Here is a 12,019-nt window from a genome sequence, read left to right as displayed (position 1 = left end):
TAAATTATTTATAAGTGTATAGCCCTATTTCTCCCCTTTTTAAAATCCAATATTTACCCCAGCTGTCCAGGTCGTTGGAATTGGATACCCCCAACCTACATTTTCAGGATCTACACCTGTAAAATTCTTTGACTTAACGGTAAATAGGTTCTGACCTGTGACATAGATCCTTAGCCGGCTCATACGCAGGCGTGAGGCTGTTGCTGTTGGCAAGGTATAGCCCAGAGACAGATTCCGGAGTTTCATATAAGATCCATTCTCGATAAAGTAATTTGACAGGCGGCCCTCGTCATTGTTGTTTGTCGTTTGTAAGGCCGGAATCGTGGACGTTGGATTTTGTGGTGTCCATGCATTCAGCAACCGCAGGCCTTTGTTGGAATTGACGTCATCCACACTCCAGAAGTCTGTTTGTTTTTTCAGCCAGTTTTCGACATCTATCCCCTGTACCCCCTGAAAGTATGCCGACAGGTCAAACCCTTTATATTTCAGCACAATATTGAGACTATAGGAAAAATCAGGATGTGGACTACCGATCCAGGTACGGTCCATATCCGTAATCTGCTTGTCCGCATCATAGACGTTGACGTAACGTAAACGCCCTATCCCCTTACCGGTCTGATTGACGTGCGCATCCACTTCGTCCTGATTCTGAAAAATACCGTCGGTGACATAGCCATAGAATGATCCCAGCGGCCGGCCGATAATATTATCTCCCTGACGACCTCCATAGGAGTTTTCTACCGCTTCGGGCAAATGTGTCACCTTGTTTTTATAGGTAGAGAACACAGCCATCACATCATAATCCAGTCCAAACGATGTTTTATTGCGATATCCAGCCGATAGGTCCAAACCTTTATTTTCCATGGAGGCACCATTCGCCCAACGGTAACCGCCCTCTCCAACCACACCGATATAGGCTGGATTGATCAACATATCTTTGGTTGCTTTGACATACCAGTCAATCGAACCATAGAGACTTTGATTAAACAATGAAAAGTCTAAGCCTATATTCGTCTGCGTTGTGGTTTCCCATTTCAGGTCATTGTTTTCTGTTTGGATTTTGCGATATCCCGACGGTAATTTTCCCGTTCCTGCGCCTGAGAGATCGTATGCTGTGCCATCCACGATGTTCCATGTCGGATCAGCAACACCATATTCGGGAACGAAAAGCGCATAGGTAGCCAGATTACCTATACCTTGGTTACCTGTCTGCCCCCATCCAACACGCAGCTTGAGGTCCGAAATATAGTTTTTCGTACTTGCCATAAAACGCTCGGACGAAATCCGCCACCCCGCTGTTACCGCCGGGAAAGTTGCAAAGCGGTTATTTTTACCGAAGCGGGAAGAACCATCGTGCCGCACGGTGAAGGAAGCTAGATAGCGGTCATCATAGGAATAATTGGCCTTTCCAAAATAGGATAACAACGAGAATCCCGTAGAGCCACCGCCTACTGCCGCTGTGCCCGTACTCACACCTGGCCACATATACTCAGGTGTCTCTATGGCAAAGGCGCTATCTCCGGCAGTATAGGCATTAAAATTGATATCATTCTGACGGTTCATTTCCATACCGGCAAGCACATCTAAGGTATGTTTATCAATCTGTTTCCGATATGTCGCCGTATTGGACCAAGTCCACTTCATTCCATGGGACTGTTCCATATTAACCCCACTCCGGCTGCTATTCATAAATCCCGAACGATAGGATACTTCCAAATTACGTTTGTAAAAATTACTATAGTCCAAACCGTAACTGGTGCGGACATGCAGACCTTTTATAAGCTGTAGATCCGCATAGGCATTTCCAAACAACCGCCAATAATTATATTTATTGTTCCGGTTATCATAAAGTACACGCATGGGATTATGGCGGTCGTTCATTCCCAATGCTGGTCCACCCCATCCTATTCCATCTACTGTATGGACAGGAATAATGGGCAATGCTTTTAACGAAAGGTCAAGCACATCGCCCGGTACCTGCACTTCACCGGTATTGTTTACCGTAAAATTCTCGCCCACCACCAAGCGTCCATCAAACAATTTATAATCGGCATTCATCCGGGCAGATATCCGCTGGAAATCCGTGTAACGGAGTGTCCCATTGTTGTGCAAATAACCTAAGGAGAAAAAGGAACTGGATTTTTCTGTCCCGGAGCTTAATGTCGCATTGTAAGATTGTTGCAATCCCGGTTTTGAAACTTCCTTAAACCAATCGGTATCGGAAGCGTACATGGTATGTTCACGGTCGATATACTTGGAAACAAAAACAGTATTGAGCTGAGGTACGCCATTTGCGTCGTTATTCCATTCAAACTGATAACCAATATTATTTCCGTTGGGGTTTCCGCCATTATTGATGGTGGCCTGCCACAATGCACGACCATATTGTTGGGCATCCAGCACTTTCATTCGATTATTAAAATGCGTACTGGTGGCATAGGCGTCTACTGTAAGTTTAGGGGCACCCATCTTTCCTTTTTTTGTCGTGATGACAATAACACCATTCGCTGCGCGCGAGCCATAGATACTCGCCGAAGAAGCGTCCTTTAAAACCTGAATACTTTCGATATCATTCGAATTGAGTTCATGCATTCCTCCCTGTGTGGGGGTTCCATCAATGACATACAAGGGATCCTGACTACTGTTGATGGAACTGATTCCGCGCATACGCACTGTTGCCGCTCCACTCGGACTACCATCCGAAGTTACTGTCATACCAGCTACCCGTCCTTGCAGCGCTTTCATCGGGTTATTTTCCGGAGCCTTCATCATCTCAGCAACATTAACAACACTCACAGCACCCGTCAAATCCTTCTTCCGTTCTGTTTGATATCCCGTAACGACCACTTCATCGAGCCCCTTTTCGGTAGGCGCAAGCTGAATATCGAGGAACTTTCTTCCTGCCACAGCAATCGTCTGGGAGGCATAGCCGACATAGCTTATTTCCAATGTACCCTGATTGCCCGAAGTCTGAAGGACAAATTCTCCCTTTTCATTTGTCTTGGTGGCTATTGTGGTTCCCTTCACCACTAAAGATGCCCCTACTATAGGTGCTGCTGTCCCACTATCCGTAATTCTTCCCCGGATTTCAGTCTGTTGCGCAAATGCGACAACAGAAAAAAGTGCCAAAGACGGGAGCAGCATTGCTTTCTGTCTTGTAAACATAATTGGTTATAAGTAAATGGTTAATGATTTAGATTGATTATTTGATTATGATAGCGGGTAAACTGCTTCGTAAAGAAGCAGTTTACCTACTGTTGCTTCTGAGCTCCATTGAAGATCGGATGCAACCATTGGAATCGATTGATGACCTCATCGTTATATTCAGGACAAGCCCCCCGGCTCTGTGTCACAAATCCACTTAAGGTGGCCGCAAATTCCAGTACTTCCTCCAGCTGAACACCTTCCTGCATCTGAAACCTTTTGGTCAGGAAAGCCGCCAAAAAAGAATCACCACTTCCGATGGTATCTTCTACCTGAACTTTCAAGGCTGGAAAATGATAACTGATATTGTCTTTTTTATAATGATATACCGCACCATCTGCACCATAGGTTACAATTGCCTCCTGAATTGCAAAACGCTCCATGATCAAGTCCACACGCTGCTGATCGGTATAGGCATCCGTTGCGCCATTCCAGTCGGAAATAACATGCAGTTCCTCGGCATTCATTTTCACAAAATCAGCGTATCCCAACAGTTTATGTATTTTTTCCGGACCAAAATAAGGTGTACGCAGGTTGACATCCATCACCCGGAAGCGGGCTTTTTCCAGCAGTAATAGCAAGCTTTGAAAACTTACTTCATCCCGACAGGCTAGACTACCATACACCAAAAAATCCACCGCTGCAACTGCCTCAAGAACAACATTGTCCACCGCTATTCTATCCCAAGCTACAGGATAAACGATATCGTAATGCACGTCGCGTTTTGCATCGATCGAAACCTCTACTGTTGAAGTTGGTAACAGGTCATCGTATTGGAAGAAATCGGTCGGGATACCCAGATCTTCACATACGTTACGCAACTCGTAACCATTATCGTCACGCCCTATGCGCGTTAGCATACGCGTCGTAACCCCCAATTTATTGAGGTGATAAGCCACATTCAAAGGCGCACCGCCTAATTTTTTACCTGTAGGAAGATTGTCCCAAAGAACCTCGCCAAAACAAATACCCTGTATTGATTTATCTCCGTTTTTCATATTTTCTCCTTTTTATACGAAGCTTCGGCCGAGCGCCAAAAACCAAGTAACAAATTGATTATTATATTTCCCTTTAAATTCAATGTTGACAATAGATACACACAACATGTTATCACATTGTCTTTGATTAAATAACTTTCGATAGGCGCCAGTCGCGTCATGGCTACTTCGACACCTATTAGCGTAGTCCAGCTAAAGACTAATGTAGATTGATGGTATGCCCAAGATCTTCCAATGATTTCCCTTTTGTCTCCGGCATAAACTTAAGCACATAAACAAGCTGCAGCACCATAAATAGGGCAAAGATCAAGAAGGTACCCCCGCCACCGAGCATTTCTGTCAAGGCTGGGAAACAAAAGGTGATAATCGCCGCCATCACCCAATGTGTCAAGCTACCAAATGTCTGCCCTTTGGCACGTACGTCGTTCGGAAAAATTTCCGAAATAAATACCCAAATCACCGCACCTTGCGAGAATGCGAAAAAGGCAATGAAACTCATCAGATAGATTGTGATCGCAAAACCCGTCGTTTGGTTGGTATAAAAAGCATGTGAAACGAGTGCCAATGAAACAATCAGCCCGATCGAGCCCACCAACATTAATTTTCTTCTGCCCACCTTATCGATGAAATTGATCGCCAGCAACGTAAAAATAAAATTGACAACCCCTATACCAACTGTCGAAAGCAATGAACTCTGTGAGCCTAAACCAGCCATTTCAAATACGCGGGGCGCATAATATATAATCGCGTTGATACCTGAAACTTGATTGAACAGCGCAAAACAAAAGGCCAATAAAATAGGTTTGGCATTTTCGCGAACGAAGAGTTTGCCTTCTCCTGCGGAATTGTTTTTGGACTCCTGAATTTTTGAAATCTCCAGCTCGTAACCATCCGAATTAATTTTTTTCATAATCCGCGTTGCCTCGGCCAAATTCCCTCGGTGCAGCAGCAACCATCTCGGACTTTCCGGGATGAGGAAGATCAAACAGAAGAATAACAACGACGGAAAGCACTGCACCCCCAGCATCCAGCGCCAGGACTCTTCGCCAACCTGACCGATAAAATAGTTGGACAAATAGGCTATCAAAATACCTAATACAACGTTGAATTGAAAAAGCCCTACCAACTTACCTCGCGATGCTGCCGGGGAGATTTCTGATATATAGATTGGTGCCGTTACCGAAGAGACGCCAACTCCTATGCCACCCAAAAAGCGGAATAAAATAAATATCGTCCAGTCATTCGCCAGTGCACTACCAATCGCTGAAATAAAGTAAAGGGCTGCAACAGCAAATAAGGTATTTTTACGGCCTAATTTATCGGAAGGCAGTGCACCTAATGCTGCGCCGACAACTGTCCCTATCAAGGCGATGGCCATTGTCAGTCCATGCTGAAACTCACTTAAATGCCAGTGCTCCTGAACCGCCTTTTCTGCTCCCGAAATAACCGCTGTATCAAATCCAAATAAAAATCCGCCTAAAGCCACTACAAAGGACCAAGCTAATACCGTGTTTTTGTTCATGTGATGATCTATAATTGATTAATCCAAATTTAACACGTGCTTCATCTTAACTTAAATTTGGACTTCGCAAAAACATTTATTTATGTAACATTTTTTTAAAAACACTAAAACACTAAAAATCTAACACTTACATTCACTTTACTTTTCAAAACTTTCACTTTTTAAACATAAAATTTAGAAAATGATACATTTTTGAAGGTTCCTATTTTAGTGTAAAATATACACTAACACAACCACTGTTACCCCAAAAAATCTAAATAATGTATATTCGGATATTTAAGGGGAAAAATCATGGGAAAATATTTCATTTTTAGTGGCATATTGACCTTGCTTCTTTTTTGTGGATGTCAACCAATGGTCCGGAAGAAAAAGCAGGTCATCGCTTTTTCGCAGTGTATCGGAAACGATGCCTGGCGACAAACGATGCTCGAGGAAATGAAAAGGGAACTTTCCTTCAATCCCGATATTGACTTTCTTTATCGCGACGCACATGGCGACAATAATGTACAGATCAATCAAATTCGCGAATTAGTCAAACAGGATATCGATCTTCTGATTGTATCCCCAAATGAGGCCGAGCCACTCACGCCAATTGTAGATTCTGTATTCCAACGCAATATACCTGTCATCGTAACAGACCGTAAGACCTCCTCCGGCCAATATAATGCTTATGTGGGCGCCGACAATCTCGCCATCGGGAAACTGGCCGGTCAATATAGCCGCACGATTTTAGAAGGAAAGGGTTCGGTCGGATTAGTCACAGGGCTATCGGGCACCTCGGCTTCAATAGAGCGTGAAAAAGGCTTTATCCAGCAAATTGGAGATGCCACAGCGATTCAGGTGAGCGGCGTCATTCACGGCGGCTGGGAGAAAAATAAAGCCTATCTGGAAATGCGTAAGCATATAAACGTCATGAGCCAGAGTGATATCATTTTTACATTCAATGATCAGATGGCCATGGGGGTAAAAAAAGCATTGGACGAAGCCCAGATCAAAAAGGACATTAAGATCATTGGTGTTGATGCTCTTCCTGGTCCCGGAAATGGCCTTGAACAGATCATACAGGGCAAAATGTTTGCTTCCATACTCTACCCCACTGGCGGGGCCGAAGCCATTCGAACGGCCTTGGCTATCATCAACCACCAAAACTACCGCCGCGAGAATATACTCGAAACCTCTGTCATCGATAAAACCAACGCGGAGTTGCTTGCCCTGCAGTCGGATAAAATAAAACAACAGCAGCTCGATATTGACAAAAGGCAGGAGTTTATTACGGAACAGAATAAGATTTACCAAAGCCAAAAGTCCGTTCTTAATGTATTGGTCGTTAGCTTGGTGCTAGCTGTTGTCTTTGGGGGAATTTCTATTATCGTGATCAGGAGCAACTGGGAAAAGAACAAACATCTGGAAGTCCAGAATAGCGAGATTCTTGCGCAACAAAAACAGATCGTCGAGATGAACAGTCAAATTCAGCAAGCGGCAGAAATCAAAAATAATTTCTTCACCAATATCTCGCATGAATTTAAAACCCCGCTAACCCTTATCATCGCGCCTATAGAGGACCTTGAATTACGAAAAGATCTTACCGAAGAGGTCAGAGAACAGTTGTCGCGCATCAAACGGAATGCAAAAAAACTACAACGTTTGGTCAGCGACCTCATTGATATCCATCGGATCAGTAAATCGAAGATTAAGCTACATGCGGCCATCGTTTACATTGACCCATTTATTCAGCAGGTAATAGGTAGTTTCAAACCCTTATTTAAGAAAAACAGGATCTCCGTCAGTTATGTCAACAAAACAAGCTTGAAAGAGGTTTGGATGGACGAATACCTCATGGAACAGGTCTTATCCAATTTATTGTCCAACGCGATCAAACATACGGCGGCAAGTGGCAGAATTGAAATTATATTGGAAGAAAACAATTTCAAAGACTATTTCTATCTACGTGTATTGGATAATGGCCTGGGGATTGCTCCAAGTGATATTGAGCATATTTTTGATCCTTTTTATCAGGGTGCCAGTAGTCGTAATGGCTCCGGAATCGGCCTCGCCTACACCAAACAGATCATCGAACTGCATCATGGCCAAATCACTGTGAGTAGCAAACCCGGTCATGGATCGATATTCACCCTACGTATGCCAATTGGAAATAGTCACTACGAGCCTGCTGAACTGGCCGATTTCGACAAGGGAGAAAAACCGCTGTTTCAACAAGACGACATATTAGAGGCAACACGAAAGATGGTAGACAACAATCTTTCTTTTCGATCCAACAAATCAAAAAGTATTATGGTCGTCGAAGATAATGATGAAATCAGAGATTATCTCCGCTCCCTATTAGAAAGGGATTACAATCTTTTCCTGGCAAAAGATGTGCAACAAGCCAATGGAATGTTGAAGACACATTTTCCAGATCTAGTCATTACGGATATTATGCTTCCTGATGGTAGCGGTCTGGATATTCTAAAGGACATCAAAGCATTTTATCAGACCGCACATATTCCCGTCATCTTATTGAGTGCACTCGCCAATGAAGATACGATGCTCGAAGGAAGTAAATTGATGGCCGATGACTACATGACTAAGCCATTCAATGCCGAATTACTGCGGACACGGATTTCAAGCATCCTACAGTCACGCCATCAGCTTAAAGAAAAATACAGCAGCAATGTGGAACAGTTTGATAGCGCTCAAGCGGAGCAGGTCAATGATAACGATAGACGTTTTCTGAACAATTTTTCCGCGATTGTCGAATCCAAATTATCAGACCCGCGATTGAGTGTCGATGGCATTGCCAACGAGCTTCACCTCTCCCGCGTGCAGCTCTACCGTAAAGTCAAACAGTTACTTGACTGCAGCGTCAATGAATACATTATCGAACGAAGATTAAAGAAAGCCAAAAGCCTTATGGCTGAAGGACTAAACATCAACGAAATATTTAGCAGTGTCGGTTTTTCCTCCGCATCCTATTTCGCTTCGGCCTTTAAAAAGAAATATGGCCAGTCTCCGAGTACTTATAAAAAAGAACTTGACAAAAAATAGCCCATCAGGTGCGCCTGCAAATTAAAACTGTCCTTTCCGCTTGAATAAGTAAAAACTGATCAATAGAAATATGACGAGCATCAGTAAGTTGCTGTAGTCTAGCCGTGCAAAGGAATCATTCTCAGATAAGATATTCATTACCGCATTATAGGCACCTGTATAAGGGATAAAATCCGAAAAACTTTTCTGTGCGACAAGCACGGAAAAGACCAACATAAACATGCCTACTCCAATTGGGTAGATAAAACTTCTGAACAATAGGCTCAGGGCAAGCTGAATCATAGCGATAGCTGAGAGCGTAATAAAAAGTTTCAAAAACGTATAAAAGATTACGACCCTAAAATCATAATTCTGAAACCCCAGTACGGGGTAAATCAGACTGAGCAGATAACCACTGATCAGAAATGCAGCGTAAGCAAAGAGTATTGAAAACAGTAAGGTCAACAGGATAAAGACGGCTTTGGAAAAGAAAATATTCGATTTACTGATGGGTAGGGTAAAGAGTATTTTATAATTGTTATTCTTATACTCGACATCACAACAGGCATAGACGAATAAAGCAACAAGGATGGGATAGAGCAGGTAAAAAAACTGAAAAACATATCTGCCAAGCAGAAGTTTCCAAGGGTTAGGAACCGCCACTGCCCCTCCTGAATCTATAACATCATAAATAATATAACCGGCAATCGCAAAAACGAGCACCATAGGGACGATCAGTACCCCAAAAATCTCCCTATTGCGTAGGAGTTTGTACTTTTCCGACAAGAAAGCGGTATAGCATGTATTAGTCATTGACACGAGTGATTAGGTTTATAAAAATTTGTTCAAGATCAGCACTACGGGATTCCAATCCATAAATATCAATCTGCTTTTCGACCAAAGATTTGATCATAAGACCAAATTGCAGATCATCGCCGATAGTGACGGCAACGCTTTCTCCATCGGTTTTAACACCAGAAAACCCGTTATTTCGCAAAACCGAAGCCGTTGCTTCGGGGCTGGCTGTACGTAGGTACACCTCCCGGTCAACCTGTCCCAGCAACTCCGGTTTGGTTCCCTGGAAAATCATTTTCCCACCTTCAATGATACCAATGTGTGTCGCTATTTTTTCAAGCTCACTCAAAATATGACTCGAAAGAAAGATCGTTTTTCCCTGTTCGTTGAGATGACAAAACAAATTGCGCATTTCGACAATTCCCTGTGGATCGAGACCATTTAATGGTTCGTCCAGGATAAGCAACTGCGGATCATGAAAAATCGCCATCGCTATTCCCAGCCGCTGTTTCATCCCCATGGACAGGGCACTGGCTTTTTTCTTCTTTTCCCGATGAAGATCTACCATTTCCAATACTTCATCAATGCGTTTGTTGCCTTTTTTGTGGATGATATCCAAGTACTTTAAATTTTCAAAAACGGTCAATTTAGTATAATAGCATGGGGCCTCAATCAAGTTTCCAACATTGGCATAAACACCTGTGGGATGTGCCTTTAGACTATTTCCCTGAATAAAAATCGTATCTGCCTGATCCTCCAAAAGACCTAAAAGCAATTTGATTGTTGTGGATTTTCCCGCCCCGTTTCGGCCGAGATATCCATAAATACTCCTGTTTGGGACGTGTAGGCTAATATTGTCCAAGATTGTTTTTGCGCCTATTTTAAAGCTAAGTTGTTGTGTTAAGATACTTTCCATGCTGTTAGCGGTAAATTGGATCTTTATTGATATCGATATAGAAAATGCCATCGATAAACTCGTGCCATTTTCTTTCTTCATCAATCCCCTGATTAATGACTGAACTAAAACGTTGTTTTAACATGCTATTGTTGGGCAACTGACGAAGATCCAAAAAGAAATAGGGTAATTTAGTGGCATGAAATACATTTTCCACGGCCAACTTACCCACTCTATCGACAACACGGCCAGTTTTATCATATCTTCCATAGGAAGTAAAATCCAGACTATACGCTTGAGCGCCGTATTTACGCTTTAGATAAGTCCCGAGGGGCCGATAATCTTTATTGTATGGCGCAGAAAAGCTATGGACATTGGCACACCAGACGATAATCTTTTTGCCGGCGTAAAGCGAATCGATCTGATAGGTTAGATTTTCCGCCATCAGTGAATCTCTAAAATGCATGCTCTGCATCGACCCAGTTTTATAGCGCCAAGATTTGTCAAAGTTGTGCTTCATATCAGACAGATATCGGCTATAGATCAGATGCTCCGAGTCTTTTACGCCGCTGAGGATCCTACGGTTCAACTCATCCAGTTCTGCCAGGAACTGTTTTTTTTCGTTCGCATTGAGCCGTTTACTGGCAAAAGGTTCATAAGTTAGATACTCCAGCCTGTTGCTATTTTTTTTCAATAACGGATATTTGGTCGAATCTATCCCGTTTTTAAGCAGGAAATCTTCCAATAATTTTACGCGTATATTTGATAAGCCCCTGCCTGAAAATTGGATATCAAATCCGCCGAGGATCATTGGACGCTCTGTTGATTTTGTTTTTTTATAATACGTTAAGAGGGGCTGATTTTCCTGATTTTGCCACCAGAAGTCGAATAGTCCAGTACCACCGATCGTTTTTTCCTGCGACTTATCCATCAGGGTATCCATCTGTGCATTCATCATCCACATATCATACTGCCCTGCCTCATATAAAACAACATCATAATCCAGCTGTTCGTGGAGATAACGAATGATCCTGGCTTTCGCTTTAAAAGTTTCGCCATCATTGTGCATCATTTCGCCCAACATCAGGATTCTATTGTTTTTTAGCATAGCATCAAAAAAACTTAAATCCGAAAAATTACTATCGGTCATTAAGATACTTTTGACGTCTTGTTTATGACGATTTACTTCGTTCAATACTATCGTAGCGTTGGCTACGGGCATTTCATCATAAACAAGTTTATTAAACGATAAGATTAAGATAATCGTTACCGCAAGTGCGCATAGAACACTTCTCATTTATCTCAGTTTATATAATTCATAATTGATCTATCTACTGCGTATTACGCTAAAGTAGGACGTATTTTAATATATGATGATCATTTTTTCTTTTTCCATAAAAAATTACACAAAAAAAATTAGAAATATAACATGACAATAAAAAGGCGGTTAAGTGAGTATAACACTTAACCGCCTTGCTTGCTTGCTTGCTTGCTTGCTTGCTTGCTTGCTTGCTTGCTTGCTTGCTTGCTTGCTTGCTTGCTTGCTTGCTTGCTTGCTTGCTTGCTTAGATCGGAAGAGCG

The 12,019-nt window shown here is 42.6% G+C and carries 7 protein-coding genes; 1 reads left to right on the top strand and 6 read right to left on the bottom strand.

What is annotated here, in order from left to right; translation table 11 throughout:
* Positions 1-39: 39 nt before the first annotated feature.
* The 3 genes from B4N43_RS01715 to B4N43_RS01705 all read right to left on the bottom strand — a co-directional run bounded on the left by B4N43_RS01715 (position 40) and on the right by B4N43_RS01705 (position 5,724).
* A complete protein-coding gene (locus B4N43_RS01715) occupies positions 40-3,165 on the bottom strand; it encodes a SusC/RagA family TonB-linked outer membrane protein (RefSeq protein ID WP_088160624.1) in 3,126 nt (1,041 codons plus the stop codon).
* Between the two features lie 86 nt (positions 3,166-3,251).
* On the bottom strand, positions 3,252-4,202 hold the full coding sequence (locus tag B4N43_RS01710; protein ID WP_088160623.1) for a carbohydrate kinase family protein: 951 nt from the start codon (positions 4,200-4,202) through the stop codon (positions 3,252-3,254).
* 199 nt (positions 4,203-4,401) lie between these two features.
* The gene (locus B4N43_RS01705) at positions 4,402-5,724 is read right to left on the bottom strand and encodes a sugar porter family MFS transporter (RefSeq protein ID WP_075991614.1); all 1,323 of its coding nucleotides are present in this window, start codon (positions 5,722-5,724) and stop codon (positions 4,402-4,404) included.
* Between the two features lie 291 nt (positions 5,725-6,015).
* Here B4N43_RS01705 and B4N43_RS01700 point away from each other — a divergent pair, with 291 nt between their 5' ends.
* Positions 6,016-8,769 carry a hybrid sensor histidine kinase/response regulator transcription factor gene (locus B4N43_RS01700; protein WP_088160622.1) on the top strand — a complete coding sequence of 918 codons (2,754 nt, stop codon included), beginning with the start codon at positions 6,016-6,018 and terminating at the stop codon, positions 8,767-8,769.
* A 21-nt stretch (positions 8,770-8,790) separates the two neighbouring features.
* Here B4N43_RS01700 and B4N43_RS01695 read toward each other — a convergent pair whose 3' ends face one another.
* Genes B4N43_RS01695 through B4N43_RS01685 form a run of 3 tightly spaced genes read right to left on the bottom strand, consistent with a single transcriptional unit; the run spans position 8,791 to position 11,735 of the window.
* Positions 8,791-9,561, bottom strand: a complete 771-nt coding sequence (locus tag B4N43_RS01695; protein ID WP_075991612.1) for an ABC transporter permease — start codon at positions 9,559-9,561, stop codon at positions 8,791-8,793.
* The gene (locus B4N43_RS01690) at positions 9,554-10,459 is read right to left on the bottom strand and encodes an ABC transporter ATP-binding protein (protein ID WP_157698394.1); all 906 of its coding nucleotides are present in this window, start codon (positions 10,457-10,459) and stop codon (positions 9,554-9,556) included. Before B4N43_RS01690 ends, B4N43_RS01695 begins: the two co-directional genes overlap by 8 nt.
* 4 nt (positions 10,460-10,463) lie before the next feature.
* Positions 10,464-11,735 carry an erythromycin esterase family protein gene (locus tag B4N43_RS01685; protein WP_088160620.1) on the bottom strand — a complete coding sequence of 424 codons (1,272 nt, stop codon included), beginning with the start codon at positions 11,733-11,735 and terminating at the stop codon, positions 10,464-10,466.
* Between the last annotated feature and the right edge of the window lie 284 nt (positions 11,736-12,019).

The sequence above is a fragment of the Sphingobacterium sp. UBA1897 genome, from assembly GCF_002337775.1.
GTDB lineage: Bacteria > Bacteroidota > Bacteroidia > Sphingobacteriales > Sphingobacteriaceae > Sphingobacterium > Sphingobacterium siyangense.
This window is presented reverse-complemented; position numbering and strand designations above follow the sequence as displayed.

Excerpts from the sequence above, each read along its gene's own strand:
- B4N43_RS01695 (WP_075991612.1), bottom strand. The coding sequence starts at position 9,561 with ATGACTAATACATGCTATACCGCTTTCTTGTCGGAAAAGTACAAACTC.
- B4N43_RS01710 (WP_088160623.1), bottom strand. The coding sequence starts at position 4,202 with ATGAAAAACGGAGATAAATCAATACAGGGTATTTGTTTTGGCGAGGTT.
- B4N43_RS01690 (WP_157698394.1), bottom strand. The coding sequence starts at position 10,459 with ATGGAAAGTATCTTAACACAACAACTTAGCTTTAAAATAGGCGCAAAA.
- B4N43_RS01715 (WP_088160624.1), bottom strand. The coding sequence starts at position 3,165 with ATGTTTACAAGACAGAAAGCAATGCTGCTCCCGTCTTTGGCACTTTTT.
- B4N43_RS01700 (WP_088160622.1), top strand. The coding sequence starts at position 6,016 with ATGGGAAAATATTTCATTTTTAGTGGCATATTGACCTTGCTTCTTTTT.
- B4N43_RS01685 (WP_088160620.1), bottom strand. The coding sequence starts at position 11,735 with ATGAGAAGTGTTCTATGCGCACTTGCGGTAACGATTATCTTAATCTTA.
- B4N43_RS01705 (WP_075991614.1), bottom strand. The coding sequence starts at position 5,724 with ATGAACAAAAACACGGTATTAGCTTGGTCCTTTGTAGTGGCTTTAGGC.